Source organism: Streptomyces sp. NPDC005576 (genome assembly GCF_042871745.1).
Classification (GTDB): domain Bacteria; phylum Actinomycetota; class Actinomycetes; order Streptomycetales; family Streptomycetaceae; genus Streptomyces.
Window position 1 is genome coordinate 90,284 of the sequence record NZ_JBIAJC010000009.1, and the last position, 16,564, is coordinate 106,847.

Here is a 16,564-nt window from a genome sequence, read left to right on the forward strand (position 1 = left end):
ACGCCTTGGTCTCCGTCATCCCTCGCCATCCCTTCCCCACGGAGAACGCAGAAGTGGCGCTCGCAGTGCTCAAGGAGAGCGCGGAGGGGTGGATCGGCGGCCTGGAGTCGGACTCCACCGGGCTGGGTGAAGCCTTGGAGAGCGCACTCATGGTGGCCAAGGTGCGCTGTCTGACGGATCCGCGGGGATCGAGTTTTCCCACGTGGGACGCCTGGGTGGACGCCATGCAGGTCGGTTCGGCCATGTTCGCCGCCGCGACCGCGACCGAGGGTCAAGTGCAGTGCCGGATCGCGCACAAGGACCGTACGCTGCGGGCCACCGGCCCCCAGCATTACGTGACGCCGGGTAGCTGGCTGACCGCCTTCTACCTGGCCGTGGTGTGCCGGGAGCGGGACAGGATCACAGCTCTGTGCCGGGTGCCGTTGTCGCTTCTCCACGACAACGATGCGCAGTTCGACGCGTTCGAGTACGCCTGGGTCGACGCGCTGCAGACCTACTGGCTCGGTAGCGAGGGCCTCGGCGCAAAGCTGGTGGCCGCGATCGATGGCACGGACCCTGCAGCAGCTACGCATCCGGAAGCGGCGGGCAAACTGATGTATCCGCCGATGGAGATGTTCCACCGCGTCGTTCGTGGGGACCACGCCGGCTTCAGCCGTGCCCTAGCCGCAGCCCTGGAGTGGCACAAGGAGTACTGGACCGACGAGGGCAGGGGGGCCAGGGTCTCGGGTCTCGTCGCCCTCGCCCCGCTCGCTGTTGCCTGCTTCGCCCAGAACGAGGGCATTGCTATCGAGATCGAGTCCGAGTATCTGCCCGCCACCCTCCTCGGCGGGAACTGGTGCGGCGAATTCCCCACGTGAGAGCACCGCGCAGCCGGCGGCAACTCAGACGGCTTCAGGGCACCGTCTGTGTAAAGTCGAGTGGTGCCCGAACCGAAGCGGCTGCACGTTGGCCATGACCCGGCGGTTTTGGTGTTCGTGTTGCGAACCGCTTGCTTGACGATGTCGACCTCGCACTCTTCGTGGCTGACAGGATCGGTGACGATCAGGCGTGCTGAGAGCGGGTCTGCTTCCAGAGCGCTGACCTGCCACCCGTGTGGTTCCAGGCCGGCGCGCACGGCAGCAGCGATGTCCTCCATGCGATCGGGGTTCTCGGTCGCGACGTCGAGGTCTTGGCTGAGCCGGTCGACCAGGCCGTGCGCCTACACCGCGTAACCGCCGGTAAGTGCCAGAGGGTATGCGACGCCTACGGCGAGCACGTCCGTAAGTAGGCGACAGTGCAGGTCGGTGAGGTTCACGCAGCAGCTGGAGTGACCCCCGAAGTTCCGACACCTGGGCGCTGGATGATTCGTCATCCAGGGGAAGCGATCCAAGGTGGCAAAGCGGAAGAACTACCCCGAAGAGTTCGAGCGGGACGCGGTCGACCTCGTGCGTTCCTCACCGGACCGTTCCCTGACCGACATCGCCCACAGCCTGGGGATCCATCTGGAGACCCTGCGCAAGTGGGTCCGAGACGACCGGACCCGCACCCGGACGGCGGGCGGCGGGGGTGGTGTCGGCGTGATTCCTGAAGCGGCTCGTCGTACTGCCGGCCTTTCTGCGGAACGCCCTTCGGCGGTATCTCAACTGGTACGCGGGGAAGGGTCCGGACGGACTGCTGTTCGTGGGGGAGACGGGGAAGCCGTTCCGGCGCTCGACCTTCGGGCGAGATTGGCGCAAGGCGCGGGCCAAGGTCGGCCAGCCGGAGAACTTCCCTCTCTAGACCTCCGACACACCGGGCACACGCTCACGACCTGTTCCGGGGCCACGCTCAAGGACACGATGGTCCGTGCGGGGCGGTCGACCGAACGGGCCGCGCTGATCTACCAGCACTCCGACACCGACAGGCAGCGCGAGGTGGCAGTCGGCCTCGGCCAAGCTCATACGGGCTCGGCGTGCGGCGACGGACTCGCAGGCATCTGCACGGATGTAGCACGCGACGCGTAGACAGGTCCAGACAACAAACAAGGCCCGGGTCGATGAACTGGGCCTTAGTCGTGGAGCGGGTGACGAGAATCGAACTCGCGCTCTGAGCTTGGGAATCAGCGGTGCTTGGGCAGTGAAAGTGGTTCTGACCTGCATGTTCGGCCGGGCGTGCGAGGCCGATGTGGTCTATGGATACCGCACGTGACCGCTGTTGTCCGCTCTGAAGGGCACGGATGGGGCACGGTCGCTGGGGGGTGAGTAGCCAGACGTGCATCTTGCTGAGCCTGTCCGGTCTCCATGCGGCCCTCAGTCTTCGTACGGAGTCTCCAGCTCCTGGAGTCGTTCGCCGATGTCGGTGGCCCATGCCTGTGCCCACTGGCGCAGCCCCATGATTGCTTGTTCATCGAGTCCGTAGGCGGCGAATTCCGTGTCGTCGATCCAGTCGGCTCCACCCAGTCGCGCTTGAAGCTCGCTCAGGTCGAAGGAGTCGCGGGCGTGACGCCGTCCGAGCTCTTCGAGTTCGACGTGGCTCCAGCGGTTCGTGGCGGCCTGTACGTCGATCAGGTCCCTGGCGAGTCCGCGGTCGGCCAGTGCGCGGACCTTGGTGCCGACGACGTCTTCGAGGGAGAGCACCAAGCCGTGCTCTGTGTGTACGGGTGGCCGCCAGAGTGCTTCCTTGAGGATGTCGACCTCGCACTCTTCACGGCTGACAGGGTCGGTGACGATCAGGCGCGCGGACAGCGGGTCTGTTTCCAGAGCACTGACCTGCCACCCGCGCTGCTCCAAGCCGATGCGTACGGCGGTCGCGATGTCCTCCATGCGCTGGGGATTTTCGGTCGCGACGTCGAGGTCCTGGCTGAGCCGGTCGACCAGGCCGTGCGCCTGGACCGCGTAGCCGCCGGTAAGCGCCAGAGGGTATGCACCGCCTACGGCGAGCACGTCTGCAAGCAGGCGACGGTGCAGGACGGTGAGGTTCACGCAGCGGCCTGGGTGCTGTGAGCCAGCTCGTCGAAGGAGCGTTCCCAGACTTCACGGACGTCACGGCTGATCAGCGTGCGCAGGGTGGGCCACAGCCTGATGAGGAGGCTGCGATTGAGGTACCGGACCAAGTCGTCGTGCTGGCCCTCGGCCAGGACGATGCGGTAATAGCTCATCCGTAGACGGGGCTGGTCGAGGTCGAACGTGGTCAGTCCCGACCACGCAAGGTGAAGCGGCAGGCTCACCGTGCCGTGCTCGGGGCCGGCGAGCTCGGGCAGCGCTGCGGGCATGCGCCGGGCGAACTTGGCACGGCGGAGATCGGAAAGGCTGGGCTGTGATGCCATACGTCGATTATCCAGGGAGAGGCCACAGAAGCCGACCGGACGGTGACAAGGTGCCGCATACAAAGAAGTCCCGGGCCGTCGGCCTGGGACCTCCAGATGGAACGTGTGGAGCGGGTGACGAGAATCGAACTCGCGCTCTGAGCTTGGGAATCAGTGGCTCTCGAACGACCATATTGGCTCTGACCTGCATGTTTGGTCGAGATGTGCTCGGTTTTAGTGGCTTCCGGGCGCCGCACATGACCGCTGTTGTCCGCTCCGCTGGGCACGGATGGGGCACGGGTGGCGACAGCGCAACAGTCTCGTGCTTGCGTAGGTACACCAGAGGCCGGAGAGCGTGCCTATGCGGGGGAACCTTGTAGCGCCGGTCGCTCTTTGCGGGCGACGGAGCACGGTGACCCTCTTGACCAGCACATAAGGCAGGTCGAATGCGGCAGGACATGGAGCCAGAGAGGCGCCTGCTCAGATGAGTGAGGCTTCGAACCTCTCTCTCAGCCTCACGGGTGGCTCGCGCGGTGCGGCCTTGCCGCAGCTTCCCGCGCGGTGGCCACTCTTAAGAAGCTCGTTGCTCCTGACGTGCGGGGACCAGAGTTAGTGGGGTTGCCGACCGTACGGCGCTGAGGGCATCGACTGATCGGGACCATGAGAGTCCGATAGCTGGGTTGTGGGTAGCACGGGAACTGGAGAACCTCCGGCACCGATCCCGCAAGGGGTGTGGCGACTGGTGGTAAAAGCCCAGCCGCCCAAGTGCGACCAGATGGTGTCAGGTCGGACTTGTCGGGGCAGCCAGCTCAGTACAGACCGCCAAAGCACGCCCATGTACACCGATTCGCCCCAAGGTACGGGGGAGATGCTGTAAAACTGGGATCATCCGATCAGAGTCTGGCTCCTCCGAGGCATGCGGAGAGTGGGTTGCCAGGCAGGTAAATAGCAGGGGGATTTTGCGTTGCAGATTATTGCTCAGCGTTTCGCCCTTCCAGCCACGTTCGCAGCTGAAGGCGGCCACGCAAAGCTCTATAAGTCGGTTGATCTGGAAAGCAACAATTCCGCAGTGGCCGTCAAATTATTCAATCCCTCGAGGAACCTGGATGATCGAGTCCTGAAGGCTGCTTGGGCAAACGAGTTGGGCGCCTATCAGGCTCTCGGGGACCATCCGAATCTGGCACGCATGATCGACTGGGGTCGGAGTGAGGACGGATCCCCCTATCTTGTTATTTGAATGGCTAGAAAAGGATCTCCTAAAGGGTCTTGACGATCTCGGAATTGAGGGATGGGATGATTTTTGGCCCATCGCGCGAGATATTCTTTCGGGTCTCCAAGCCATCCACTCCGCAGGTTATGTACATCGAGACATTAAACCGGAAAATGTCTTGATTGCAGAAAACGGTCGCTTCAAGATTGCGGACTTTGGCACTGCCAGAATTGCCGAAACGGTGAGCATTGGATTGACTCTTGCCCCCTTGGGGACGATTCCCTATGCTCCCGAAGAAAGAGGAACGCGAACCCCGACGGCCGCATACGATGTCTACTCTTTCGCAGTTTTGGCGACTGTCTGCCTGACCGGCAGAATTCCCGCTGATGCCGCAGAGGTCCAGTCAGCATTTGCTGACCTTGACCTCCCCCCTGATATTCTCGAGGCGCTGCTGCCCTGCCTGTCTGCAATAGCGGAGGAGCGTCCACAAAGTGCTGGCGTACTCCTTGCGGCACTCGCCGCTATTCAGGAGGCGCGAGAAACCAGGCGTAGTCCCGAGACTGAAGTCTTCTTGGATTTTCCGCCGATGGTCTTGGAGACATTCAAACGGCAATATGGAATTAGCCTAACCAGGGAGAGGGTGCTTGAAGACATTCACGCAGTTTGTGCTCTTTCCTATGACACTCGTGCGAGTAAGCAACCAGATCTTCAGATTTCCGGGCAGACTCTGCTCCTGCGGGTCCAGCCTCACCATACTCGGGATGGCGTTCTGCGAGTGGCGCGGATTCAGCGGCCGCAAGCGCAGTTGCTCGAAGCGGCTAGGGCTAACTGGTACCGCCCAAAGCTAAAGTTCAGAATGAGTGCACCGACCGATCCAGGTCGCGCAGCACGTGATCTCGCCGATCAAATGCAGATTATTGGCGAGATGGACGCAAAAAGAGCCGAGGTTGAGGTCAGCTCGACGGAGGCGGCCGCGTTTTCAGGATGGAGGTCAGTACTAGAAGCGAAGTTCGCTCTCGAAAATGGGAGAGGAATTAAAGCTACTTATGACAGCTTTCGTCGAGATGGTAGCAGAATTCGATTCTCGGTCTCGGACGCAACCGGTCTTGAGGTCGGCGAAGGTCGATTGGTACGTGACGGGAACCGAAGGGTTCTGTACGGTGAAGTTGAGGGAATCGAGAATAGCGAGGTAATTCTCTATGTCAATAGAGGGCGTGCAGATGACCTTCCTCGCCGAGGAGTTTTGGAGTTTGATTCCGAAGCGTCAAAGTCCAAGCTAAAACGTGAAAGGGAGGCGCTCGACAGAATTGCGAACAGGAAGTCGACTCGCTCTGATCTGCGTGAACTTCTTCTAAATCCGCAGCAGAGTTCAGGCCCGCACGCTGTCGCAGTTACTGAGTTTTTGCAGAAGGGCCTTGATAGCGCAAAGCAAGAGGCAGTCTCTGCGTCTCTCGGAGCACGAGATTTTCTGCTTGTACAGGGTCCTCCCGGCACTGGGAAGACTACTTTTATCGCAGAGCTTGTATCGCAACATCTCCGCAAAAATCCCCAGGGGCGTATCGTTCTTACGTCTCAGACTCATATCGCATTGGACAATGCGCTAATGCGCATTCGTGAAATCGACCCGGAAGTCAGTCTTCTTCGATTGGGGCGTGCCGACAAGCTTGCGCAGGATGTTGAGCCATTTTCAGTTTCTGCACAAATGGAACAATGGCGCGAATCAGTACTTAATCAGAGTCGCGACTTCGTGAGAGAGTTTGCGGCTCGCATAGGAATTGATATCGATGCTGCAGGCCTGAAGAACTCGGCGCTAGATCTGCAGCGTAGACATCGGCGGGTTATTGACCTGCAACGACAGATTGATTCAGAACAAACCGATCGTCGCAGTCTCGTCGCAGAGGTCGACCGTCTTAACGCCCTTGCTGCCCCGATCCTCAACATTGCCTCAGAAATTGAGAATGCAGCGAAGAATGGTAGCGGCACAGACCTAGCGGCGGTAGCAGAAAGATTTATCGAGACCGGTCTGAGTCTTGCAGCGAAACTTGAGTCCGCAGGACCACTGGGCGCAGGGCTTGTTGAGATGGAAGCTAAGTTGTCACACTGGCGCCTTGACCTGAAGGAACAAGTGTTGCAGGAGGGAATAGCTAGAAAAAATGTTGCCGAGGCACTGGGTGCATCTCCGAAAGAGACAACCGAAGTTCTTATTTCTTCCGCTCTTTCACGCACAAATATCGATGACCCTAGACTAGCTAGATTGCAGGAGATTTCATCCGATTGGGAGGACCGATTTGGCCGGGGCAGCGAGTTCACAGCAGTACTCGTGGCCCGCGCACAGGTTGTAGCTGCCACCTGTGTCGGCCTCGCGGGTGTGCCTGGTGCCGACTCGATGAACTTCGACTTGTGCATTATCGATGAGGCTTCGAAGGCTACAGCCACCGAGTCGCTCGTACCGTTGTCGCGGAGCCGCCGCTGGGTACTGGTTGGCGATGACAAGCAGCTTCCCCCCTTCGTTGAGCAGGCACTAGAAGACGCTGCAGTGCTCGATCGCTTTAAACTCACCCGCCAGCAGTTGCGGGAGACCCTGTTCTCTGTACTGTCCGAACGTCTCCCGGATTCGTGCAAGTTTTCGTTGACGCACCAACATCGAATGCATCCCACGATCGGCAGGCTGGTGAGTCATTGCTTTTACCACGACCAACTCACTTCTGAACCTCGGGATATGTCTGCGGTCGTCAATCGTTCCCTCGGGGCGGCAGCGGTATGGATTGATACAAGTGGTCGTAAGGATCGAGGTGAGAGTAGATCGAAGAAGAGCCTTCGAAACAAAGGCGAAGCCAGAGTTATCGCAAAACTTCTGGACAGGATTCAGTGGGTAGCTGAGCAGCACGGAGCGCAAAGCCTCGGAGTGGCTGTGCTAACTGGTTACGAAGCGCAGAGGCGAGAGATCATTGAGACCCTTGCTGTGGGTGAACTAAGCCGGGGCCTTCTGAACGTCCGGGTGGCAACAGTTGATTCGTATCAGGGTCAAGAGGCTGATATTTCGATTTTCAGCATCACCAGGTCGAATGAGAACGCGGACCTAGGATTCTTGCGTAGCGAAGAGCGTGTGAATGTTGCAGTTTCGCGTGCCAGAGACGGTCTTGTAATTGTCGGCGACGCGGCATTCATAGACTCCAACGTCGCGTCAAACAATCCGCTTAAGGACGTTCTTACGCACATGCGTAGCGCTGCTGACTGCCGAATCGAGAAGGCTGACAACTCGTGACAGATATCCCCATCGAAGAGACTGTACAACGCCTATCGCGGCGTCCCGGGTATCGCCTTGTCACCTATAGAGAGGTTGGACTCCCGTTCTGGGATGTACCGATTCAATGTCGGCTCCAGAAGCGGAAGCCTCTCGGAGTTCTAGATGAGTTCACGCTTCGATGCGTTGAAGCCGGCTTGAACGTCAGCGATGATGTGGCGCGCTTCCTTCACCTCCCCTCGGAGGTAACAGACGCAGTCATGGGTCGTCTCGTGGTCAAAGGGCACATCATCGCAGTACCAGTAAAGGATCGCCTTGCGGGAACTGTGAATGAGGATACGCTCAGATTCCATTATGTGATCTCCGAATCAGGGAAAATTGCATGCGCTGAACTCGCCGAAATCACTCCTGAGGGAAAAACGCTGCGCCTGGCCTTCGATGGGCTAACGCGCAAGTATGCTCGCATCGAAGAGTCCCTTTGGTGGCGACCTAGAGATCTTCGAGAGCACGATATTCTGGAAGTGCCGGCCTATCCCGTTGACCCGCCTTCGGTCGGGCCAGATGACACTTCTGAGGTGTCTATCGTTCTGAGGGATGCCACAGAAACTGCTAAACATGATTTGATCACCGTGATGGCTCTAGATGGTAGAAGGAGAAAGTTCTTCGTACGCGCGATCGCACTCATTTTTGAGTCTGCAGACCGCCCAGACGAAATTCAGGTTCAATTTGCAGTAGATGGCAGGCTGAGTGAAAGTCATACGCTTGCCTTTGCGAAATCTGAAGGCATCAGGAAGATTGGCATCAACGGATCTTTGCGGGATGTCGAGTCAACGATTGATTCCCTGCTGGGCCCGGAGCTTCTGAAATTGCGCGCAGACGAGGCTGAGGTAGCAGCCATCAGGCGAACGGCAGAGGGCTATAAGAACCAGTTGGCAGGGTTTGAGGACCGTGTTTCTACCGCTACTGACGAACAGAAAGAGCCCCTCGTTGACCTGACGAATCAAATGGCAGAGCGTCTGGACGAAGCGGAGACCGCTCTTAAGGGAATTCCAGTACGAGTTCTTGAGGTTCACGAACACAGGCCACTGTTGATGGAGGCTCTGGCTTCCGCCAGGGAGAGGCTAATGATCATATCGCCCTGGATTCGCGCTGCGGTAGTAAATGCCCGATTCATTTCAGACCTAGATCGCTTGATCTTTTCCGGGGTTAGTGTTGTTATTGGTTATGGAATTGGCAACGATGGGCCAACTGGGGAGGCGGATAGATCGGCCGAGCGAAAGATGAGTGACTTGGCGAAGAAGTATGATAACTTCAAATTTGTCCGCCTAGGTGATACGCATGCGAAGATTCTCGTCATGGATCATTCCTATGCTGTGGTGACAAGCTTCAATTGGCTTTCATTTAGGGGAGACCCCAATAGGCCATTCAGGGATGAGCGGGGAACGATGATCACCATTAGGTCTGAAGTGGATAGGCTTCACGCCGACTATATGACGCGCGTGGAAGCCATCAATGGATGAGTCGACCTGCTGGCGAGTGATAAGGCGCCAGGCCATGTCGGCTCGAGGTTTCCCAGCGGATGTCGAGGCATTCGAAACCGTGAGCATTGGGGAGTAGTCACCGGTCAGGTGGCGGCGGTGAGGCCGCAGCGCACGAGGCATCCATGCCGATGAGGGAGACTCTCGAAGTCTCAACTCAGCGGCGAAGGAGCATTGTTGCCTCCCTGTCCTGCCGGACTTGATCTGCCTCATGCGCTGGTCGAGTGGGTGACGATGCTCATTGTCACTCGCGAGGGTGAACGCCACTGCAGACTCCCGCCGCACCAACGCGCTCGTCGCTCTGGGGGACCTGCGCAGGCACGACACCCTGGCCCAGATCGCTGCGGCCTTCGGCATATCGGGTGGCACCGCTCACGCCTGCATCACCGCGGTCATCGACCTCCTGGCCGACTGATCACCGGGCTTGCTGAAAGTCCTGCGTGAGACCGACCCGCAGTACGTTCGCCAAATGCGCTGTGTTGGCGACGGCCAGGCCAACTACTCGCACATGCGCCGCTGCCACGGCGTGAACGTGCAGCTCGTGACCGACCCAGTCGGCCAGATCCTGTGGATCTCAGCGGCCCTGCCCGGCCGGTGACACGAGCTGACTGCGGCACGTACCCACCGGATCATCCGGATCTGCGAACGCTAGGGCACCCCCATCTGGCCGACCGCGCCTACAAGGGCGCTGGCCCCTGGGTCACCACCGGACGCAGACGCCCACCCGACGGCCAGCTGACTCCGACGGAACGGATGGTCAACCGAGCACTGGCCACGTCCAGAGCACTCGTCGAACGTTGTATGGCACTACCCAAGTCCTGGCAGATCCGCCGAAGGTCGCAATGCGGGGCGAACCGCATGACGTCAATTGCCAAAGCCATCCTCACCTGGAGAGACAAAACGCCGAGAACGCTCCTTGGACCTGGCGCCGAAGGTGCTCTCAACGACCCAGCGGCTCCCTGGGTACCCAGCCTGTCAAATATGGAGGTACGCCGAGGAAAAGATCAGCTCGCGGAACGCGCTGCGAACATTTCCCAAAGGCTGTCGGTCGCGTGCGTAGTACAGCTTGTTGGTGAGGAGGACGGCCCAGCGGTTGACGGCGGGGGAGATCCACATGCCGGTGCCGGTGAATCCGTAGTGGACCCATACGTTGTCGGCCTGGCTCGTAGCGGGCGCCGGGTACCAGAACAGACCGCGGGCCGATTCGAGGCCGCCGGTTAGGATGGTGAGCGACTGGGTGGTCCAGTCCGCGCCGAGGCCGGCTGCGGAGCTGGCAGCCGTCGCAGGGGCCAGCATGTGGCGCAGGAAGGCCGCCAGGTCGTCAACGACGGTGAAGGCGCCGGCGATGCCGCAGACCCCGCCCAACAGCCGGGCCGAGAAGTCGTGGGCGACGCCCTTGAGGTGGGTGTCGGTGTCTTGGTCCAGTTCGGTGGGGGCGCTGCGGGCGGCGAGTTCGGCGGGGAGCGGGCCGAAGCGGGTGGTGTTCATGCCGAGGGGGCGCCAGGTCCGTTCGGTGGCGAGTTGGTCCAGCGGCATGCCTGAGAGGTGTTCGGCGAGGAAGCCGAGGATCAGGGCGGCGCGGTCGGTGTACTCGACGGCTTCGCCCGGTGGCCGGTGCAGTGGCTCGCGCAGGACGCCTCTGCGGATGGCGGCGTGGTCCGTGCCGTACTGGTTCTTCAGCTGGGCCCGGAGGGGTACGCCGGCGGTGTGGGTCAGCAACTGCCGTGCGGTGACCTGCCCGAGATCGTACTCCGTGACGTCGGGCCAGTACGAGCCCAGCCGCGCGTCGAGGTCGAGCCGGCCGTCCTCCCAGAGAGCCCCGATCGAGGACCAGACGGCGAGGATCTTGGTGAGGCTGGCGGCGTCGAAGACGGTGTCCAGGCGCATCCGGTGTTCTGGTTCGTCCGGGTCGAGGACGCCCGTGGCCCCGCTGGCGAGGATGCCGGTGGAGTCGCCCACGGCCCAGACCGCACCGGGGTAGACCTTGTTGCGGACGCCTTCGTCCAGCAGGGCTTGAATGCGGTCGATCATGGTCTCCCTTTTCGGTGGCCGTGGGGTCTCCGTTGCACAGGGTATGGACGCCGCCGCAGCAGCCGACGGTTCGACGCGGCTCCCTAGCTGAGCACTTGGCGGCCGAGCGCGTGGAGAGCGGTTTGGGTGGCGGAGAGCGGGTACCGGCGGGCGTTGGCGAGACCGGCCGCCCGCAGTGCGGGCAACACGCCGCTGGAAGTGCGCATGCGCTGGAGGTCTCGGGCTACGGCTCCGGGGCGGCCGAAGTCGGTGGGTGCCGCGGAGGCGCCGAGCGCCTCGTTCAGCCCGGGCACGGGTTGGTAGAGGGCGGGGAGTCCGCATGCCTGGGCTTCGAGGGCGACCAGGCCCATGGCCTCCAGGGTGGTGGATGGCATGACGAGGAGGTCGTGGTCCGCGAAGGTTTTCCACAGCTGTGGTCGGCGGAGCCAGCCGAGGTAGCGGGCTCGAATGCCGGCTCGCCGGAACAGGGGTGCCAGCGCCTGGTACTCGCTCTGCGGCGCGGCGATGCTCAGCTCGATCCCCTGCGCGGGGGCCAGGCTCTTGATGAGGGCTTCGCCGCCCTTTTCGGGCGTGAGCCGACCGGCGTACAGCAGACGCAGGTGGCTCGTCGGGGTGCTCGTCGTTCGTGCGGGCGGGTTGGTGATGAGGTGGTCGGGGATCCCCCAGGGGATGTGGACGATCTTCCGGCGGTCGGTCTTCGGGGCCAGCTTGAGGAGACGGTCGGCCATCGCGTGGGTGGGGACCACGATCGCGTCGGATGCCCGCGCCGTCTCGCGCAGGACACGGAGCTGGTCACGGTGGCCTTCGGCGAAGAGCAGGTCGGTGCCGTGGACCAGGGCGATCCTCGCGTGCGTCGGCAGGGCCCGCATCAGGGCCGGGGTCGCTCCGAAGGCGAGGTGTTGCAGGTGCAGGATGTCGATCCTGGACGGGTCGATCGCCTGCCGGAGAGCCGTACGGAGTTCGGCCACGTATCTGCCGAAGGCGGGGCCGTCCAGGCACTTTCCTCGTACGGACAGCAGCTCCAGGCCGGGCCGGCGGTGCGGAGTGGTGCCTTCGGGGGCGAGCATGAACGCTTGGGCCGGGATGCTGGGTTGGTTGCCGGTGTAGAGGTCCAGGAAGAGTTCGACGCTTCCTCCGGGGCTGCCGGCGGGCAGGTCGAGGGCTGTGGCGACCATGGGGTCCATGAATGGCCTCCCTGCATCTCCTCGTAGAGGCGGGAGGTCTCGATCCCCGCGCTGGAGCGGTACTTGAGGCCGAGCTGCTGGTAGCTCGCCGCGGTGCCGAAGGTGTGGTGGAAGGTGACTTTCCCGAAGACCATGAGCGGGTAGATCCGTACGGGACGGGCCGCGCGAATCTCCAGGGTCCACCGGATGGCGTGACCCTGGTGCCCGAGCGGGGCGGAGACGTGGACCCATATCCCGAGGGCGCCGATGCTCCGGCTGCCGTTGAGGAACTGCGCGTACGTCTCCGATCCGGTCCTCTCGTGGGTGACGCCGAGGTACAGGACGCCGGGGACAAGGACGTAGCCCTCCGGCGGGAGGGTGATCTCGCGGCTGAGGGTGCGGGAGGCCGCGTCGAGGTCGCCGTCGCAGATGCGCAGGGTGTCGCCGAGACGCCAGTCGTAGGCGTTCGGCGAGAGGTGCGCGGGATCGTAGGGTTCGATGGTGAGGGCGCCGTCGGCCCGTGCGGCGGCGATGGCCGGGCCGGTGAGGATCACGACTCCGCGGATCTGGCCGGCGGGAGGTCGCGCCAGTACGCGGAGGGCTGTGGGCCCGTGGCCGCCTGGTACTTGCCGGTGTAGAGGTCGACGGGGCCGGCCGCGACGAAGAACATGATCTGCCCGATCTTCATGCCCGGGTACACGCGCAAGGGACGTACCGCGGAGAGCATCAGCGTCCACTGCCCGTGGAATCCGATGTCGCCGATCGGCGCGGTGATCTCGACGAACAGTCCCAGTCGGCCCACCGAGGAGCGGCCGAACAGTAGCGGCACGAAGGAGTCGGAGCCGACTTCTTCGAGGGTGTGGCCGAGGTAGAGCTCGCCAGGCTGGACGACGTAGCCGCCCTCGTCGATCAGTACTTCCACCGTGGGGTTGGCGCGGTGGCTGTCGATGACCGGGGTCGTGTACGTCAGGAGGGTCGGGCCGAGCCGGACGTTGTAGCTGTTGGGGTTGACCTGGTTCTGGTCGAACGGGGCGATGCGTAAGCGCCCGTCGACCGTGGCCGTGGTGATCTCGGGACCGGTCAGGATCACGGTCTTCCTCCTTCGGTCAGGACGTGCTGGACGGCTCGGCCGAGGGGCACGGCGGCCTGTGTGGGGTGTCCGCCGAAGTACGCGTCGGCGAGGTAGCCGGTGGTCAGGAGAGACCGGGTACCGGGCGGGAGCAATGCCGGTGCGGTCGCCAGGGGGCCGGCCTGCGTGGACAGGCGTTCCAGCAGGGCGTCGACTTGGTGCTGATCGTCGGGCAGCGTGACGTGGACGAGCTGGTTGTCGAACGGTTCGGTGGCGAGCAGGTCGCCCCTGGTGAGCGTGGTGCCGAGGGGGACGGGGCGGAGCGCTGTCTCGTTGAGGACGACCGCTTCCGCTCCCAGGCCCGTATGGAGTCGTTCGACGATCTCCGCGACCAGCTCGGCCCGGTCGGGGACGCGGTGCCGGTGGGCACGAGCGACCGGACCGATGGGGGCAGCCAAGCGCTGACGCAGGCCTTCGATCTCGTCGAGAATCGGCTTCAAGCCAGGTGGGGAGGCTGCGGCTGCGGGCGCCAGGAGAACGGACCGGCCGCTCCAGCCGCCGCCTTCTACGCCCACGTCCGCGAGCGCGAAGCCGACCGCCAGTTCATGGCCCTTGAGGACCAGGGTGTCGCCTACGCGGACGGGTCCGTACTGGTCGCTGTGGCAGTGTCCCGCGAGGATCACGTCCAGGAACGGGCAGGCTTCGGCGATCTTCAGGTCTTCGGCGAATCCGGAGTGGCTGAGCAGGACCCAGGAGTCCACCTCGTGGTGGTGGGCGAGCATCAACTCCCTGAGCGCCCGCACCGGGTCGGTGACGCGGTGGCCGGCCCGGTCGGCGAACGGGACGGCGTTGAACGCCTGGAGGCCCATCACTCCGGTCACCGCGACCCGCCGGCCACCGATCGTGGCCAGGTGGATGCGCCGGAACAAGGCGTTCCCGTCGGCGTCGTCCACCACGTTCGCGCAGACGGTGAGCCGGTGGAGGCTCGGTTCGAAGTAGTGCGGCCAGCCGTGGTTCCCGGGGGCGATCACGTCGTACAGGGTGGTGAGGATCTCGCGCTCGACCTGTCCGCCGCCCAGCCGGTAGTACCCGCTGCCCTCGAAGAAGTCGCCGCTGTCGACGACGAGCGCCTCGGACCGGGCCGCGTGCAGGTGGGCCAGCAGAGGCGCGACGCTGTCGAAGGCGGAGTGGACATCGGTCGTGGCCACGATGCGCCGCAAGGTCCGGGTCACGGTGTGACCTCGCAGATGTCGGCGCCGAGGGCGCGGAGCTTGGCGGGGAGGTCGGCGTGTCCCCGGCGGAGCTGCTGGAGCCCTCCGAGGGTGGTGACGCCGCGTGCGGTGAGGCCGGCGATGAGGAGGGCCGAGCCGGTCCGGATGTCGGTGGACTCCACCCCCGCGCCGGTCAGGCGCTGCGGGCCGGTGAGGCGGCACTGGGTGGCGGAGATCTGGTCGATGTCGGCGCCCAGCGCTGCGAGTTGGGGGACCAGGTTGCCGTGGCGGCCGGGGTTGATCGTGTCCGCGAAGAGCTGCGTGCCGGGCAGGCCCAGGGCCAGCGCCATGAGCGAGGGCTCGAAGTCCGCGTCCAGGCCGCCGGGGGAGAGGGAAGCGATGGCGCGCAGGGAGTGGCCGGTCGGCTGCATGTTCCGGGCGTGAACCGTGAGGGCGTTCTCCTGCACGGCCACCGGCACGCCGAGCCAACGCAGAGCGGCCACGACGGGCGCGACGTCCTCGCCGCGTACGCCTTCGATGCGGCCGTGGCCGCCCGTGGCCGCGAGCGTGCCTGCCTCGATCTTGTCGCCGGGAACTGCCCAGGTGATGGAACCCTCTGCGGAGGCCGCAGTCGGCGGGGTGTGAGCGATCATGCGCTCGGTGACCTGTGCTCCCCATCCTGCTGACTTCACCGCGCGCAGAACGCTGGTGACCTCCGGGGACAGGTTCGGAAGGCCCAGCCGTAACGGCCGGCCCGCGACCACCGCTCGCAGGATCGCGGCGACGGTCGCGCCTCGCGAGCGGAAGGGCAACGTCACCGAGACGGAGTCCGTACGGGCGCTCCCGGCCACCACGCTGTAACCGCGGGCGTCCACTGCGTACCGGTCGCCGAACGCCTCGTACATCCGGAAGTGCTGCTCCATCCCGCGATCCCCGATCCGGCACCCGCCCGGCCACGGCAGAACGGCCCTTCCGTGGGTGGCGAGCAGGGCGGGCACCAGGTAGTACGAGGCGCGGATGCGACCCGCGGTCTCGAACAACTCCGGGGCGATGGTCCCGATGCCGCCGCCCATGAACAGGACCGTGCTCGGGTCGCCGACCGTACGAGCCAGCCGGTGCCCGGACTGCTGCACCAGCGTGAGCATGGCCTGCACGTCGGCGCTGGTGGGGACGTTGCTGAGCTGTACCGGCTGGCGCAGGACCGCAGCCGCTGAGGGGAGCGGCAGAGCGGCGTTCTTGGAACCGTCGACGGTCACAGCCCCGGCGAGCGGCGGGCCGGGACGGATCGCGATCACCTCGGCCGCGGTGGCAGAGATCTGGGTGAGGGACATGGTCATCTCCTTGGAAGCAGGGCGTGTACGGCCGCGTCGGGACATGCGGGCGGCGCCGGCACCGTGATCTCGGCCCAGCACCGCTTCCCGGAAGCGCTCGCCTCGACGTCGTGACGAGCGGCCAGCGCCGCCACGATGGGCAGACCGCGCCCGGTCTCGTCATCAGCACCGGGAAGGCCGGGCTTCGGAAGTACGGGACTGGAGTCGCAGACCTCGATCCGCACCCGGCCGTCGTTCAGCTCTGCGGCCACCGAGATGGGGCCGTGTCCGGCGTGACGTACGGCGTTGGTCAGCAGCTCGCTGGTCACCAGCGCCACGTCGTCCAGCACTCCGTCAGCGCCATCGAGCTGCCAGTCACGAACTCCCGCGACGATCCGGTGTCTGGAGTCCGTGACGGCGTACGGCGTGCCGGTAATGGAAAAGCTGAAGCGAAGCGGTTCCACAGGAGTGCCTCCCGGTCGAGTGCGGCCTCACCAGAGAACCGTCCGGGGCGGTGCGTGGACTT

General features: G+C 63.6%; 11 protein-coding genes and 5 pseudogenes. 6 read left to right on the forward strand and 10 right to left on the reverse strand.

Annotated elements, in window-relative coordinates; genetic code table 11:
• Positions 1 to 5 precede the first annotated feature (5 nt).
• Positions 6 to 857 carry an immunity 49 family protein gene (locus tag ACFYPN_RS17570; protein ID WP_389299135.1) on the forward strand — a complete coding sequence of 284 codons (852 nt, stop codon included), beginning with the start codon at positions 6 to 8 and terminating at the stop codon, positions 855 to 857.
• 128 nt (positions 858 to 985) lie between these two features.
• On the opposite strand, the pseudogene ACFYPN_RS17575 reads toward ACFYPN_RS17570, so the two are convergent.
• Positions 986 to 1,294 (reverse strand): annotated as a pseudogene (locus ACFYPN_RS17575) (nucleotidyl transferase AbiEii/AbiGii toxin family protein); the annotation flags it as partial.
• A 76-nt stretch (positions 1,295 to 1,370) separates the two neighbouring features.
• On the opposite strand from ACFYPN_RS17575, the pseudogene ACFYPN_RS17580 reads away from it, so the two are divergent.
• Both ACFYPN_RS17580 and ACFYPN_RS17585 read left to right on the forward strand, forming a co-directional pair.
• A pseudogene (locus ACFYPN_RS17580) lies at positions 1,371 to 1,505 on the forward strand (transposase); the annotation flags it as partial.
• Positions 1,506 to 1,566: 61 nt separating this feature from the next.
• Positions 1,567 to 1,982 (forward strand): annotated as a pseudogene (locus tag ACFYPN_RS17585) (site-specific integrase); the annotation flags it as partial.
• Between the two features lie 285 nt (positions 1,983 to 2,267).
• Here the strand turns inward: ACFYPN_RS17585 and ACFYPN_RS17590 are convergent.
• Positions 2,268 to 2,939 (reverse strand): nucleotidyl transferase AbiEii/AbiGii toxin family protein, encoded by a 672-nt coding sequence (locus tag ACFYPN_RS17590; protein WP_358761381.1) that lies wholly within the window; start codon positions 2,937 to 2,939, stop codon positions 2,268 to 2,270.
• Positions 2,936 to 3,283, reverse strand: a complete 348-nt coding sequence (locus ACFYPN_RS17595) for a transcriptional regulator (protein WP_389299138.1) — start codon at positions 3,281 to 3,283, stop codon at positions 2,936 to 2,938. Before ACFYPN_RS17595 ends, ACFYPN_RS17590 begins: the two co-directional genes overlap by 4 nt.
• A 1,205-nt stretch (positions 3,284 to 4,488) precedes the next feature.
• Between ACFYPN_RS17595 and ACFYPN_RS17600 the strand changes: the two genes are divergently transcribed.
• The 3 genes and pseudogenes from ACFYPN_RS17600 to ACFYPN_RS17610 all read left to right on the forward strand — a co-directional run.
• A complete protein-coding gene (locus tag ACFYPN_RS17600; RefSeq protein ID WP_389299141.1) occupies positions 4,489 to 7,737 on the forward strand; it encodes an AAA domain-containing protein in 3,249 nt (1,082 codons plus the stop codon).
• Positions 7,734 to 9,236: a hypothetical protein gene (locus ACFYPN_RS17605; RefSeq protein WP_389299143.1), complete on the forward strand. Its 1,503-nt coding sequence runs from the start codon at positions 7,734 to 7,736 to the stop codon at positions 9,234 to 9,236. The genes ACFYPN_RS17600 and ACFYPN_RS17605 overlap by 4 nt, the downstream gene beginning before the upstream one ends.
• Positions 9,237 to 9,431: 195 nt before the next feature.
• Positions 9,432 to 10,156 (forward strand): annotated as a pseudogene (locus ACFYPN_RS17610) (transposase family protein); the annotation flags it as partial.
• 73 nt (positions 10,157 to 10,229) lie between these two features.
• On the opposite strand, the gene ACFYPN_RS17615 reads toward ACFYPN_RS17610, so the two are convergent.
• The 7 genes and pseudogenes from ACFYPN_RS17615 to ACFYPN_RS17645 all read right to left on the reverse strand — a co-directional run bounded on the left by ACFYPN_RS17615 (position 10,230) and on the right by ACFYPN_RS17645 (position 16,502).
• Complete coding sequence (locus tag ACFYPN_RS17615) at positions 10,230 to 11,285, reverse strand: serine hydrolase domain-containing protein (protein ID WP_389299146.1); 1,056 nt, start codon at positions 11,283 to 11,285, stop codon at positions 10,230 to 10,232.
• Positions 11,286 to 11,368: 83 nt separating this feature from the next.
• Positions 11,369 to 12,469: a glycosyltransferase family 4 protein gene (locus tag ACFYPN_RS17620; RefSeq protein WP_389299149.1), complete on the reverse strand. Its 1,101-nt coding sequence runs from the start codon at positions 12,467 to 12,469 to the stop codon at positions 11,369 to 11,371.
• Positions 12,470 to 12,474: 5 nt separating this feature from the next.
• Positions 12,475 to 13,002, reverse strand: a pseudogene (locus ACFYPN_RS17625) (deoxycytidine triphosphate deaminase); the annotation flags it as partial.
• Positions 12,999 to 13,538, reverse strand: coding sequence for a dCTP deaminase (gene dcd, locus ACFYPN_RS17630; RefSeq protein WP_389299152.1), 540 nt, complete (start codon positions 13,536 to 13,538; stop codon positions 12,999 to 13,001). The pseudogene ACFYPN_RS17625 and the gene dcd, both read right to left, overlap by 4 nt.
• Positions 13,535 to 14,749 (reverse strand): metallophosphoesterase, encoded by a 1,215-nt coding sequence (locus tag ACFYPN_RS17635; protein ID WP_389299154.1) that lies wholly within the window; start codon positions 14,747 to 14,749, stop codon positions 13,535 to 13,537. The genes dcd and ACFYPN_RS17635 overlap by 4 nt, the downstream gene beginning before the upstream one ends.
• Positions 14,746 to 16,059 (reverse strand): UDP-N-acetylglucosamine 1-carboxyvinyltransferase, encoded by a 1,314-nt coding sequence (locus ACFYPN_RS17640; RefSeq protein ID WP_389299157.1) that lies wholly within the window; start codon positions 16,057 to 16,059, stop codon positions 14,746 to 14,748. The genes ACFYPN_RS17635 and ACFYPN_RS17640 overlap by 4 nt, the downstream gene beginning before the upstream one ends.
• Positions 16,060 to 16,061: 2 nt before the next feature.
• Entirely contained in the window at positions 16,062 to 16,502 is a 441-nt protein-coding gene (locus tag ACFYPN_RS17645) for an ATP-binding protein (protein ID WP_389299160.1), read from the reverse strand.
• Between the last annotated feature and the right edge of the window lie 62 nt (positions 16,503 to 16,564).

Coding starts and splice junctions, on each gene's coding strand:
- ACFYPN_RS17595 (WP_389299138.1), bottom strand. CDS start 3,283: ATGGCATCACAGCCCAGCCTTTCCGATCTCCGCCGTGCCAAGTTCGCC.
- ACFYPN_RS17615 (WP_389299146.1), bottom strand. CDS start 11,285: ATGATCGACCGCATTCAAGCCCTGCTGGACGAAGGCGTCCGCAACAAG.
- ACFYPN_RS17620 (WP_389299149.1), bottom strand. CDS start 12,469: ATGGACCCCATGGTCGCCACAGCCCTCGACCTGCCCGCCGGCAGCCCC.
- ACFYPN_RS17640 (WP_389299157.1), bottom strand. CDS start 16,059: ATGTCCCTCACCCAGATCTCTGCCACCGCGGCCGAGGTGATCGCGATC.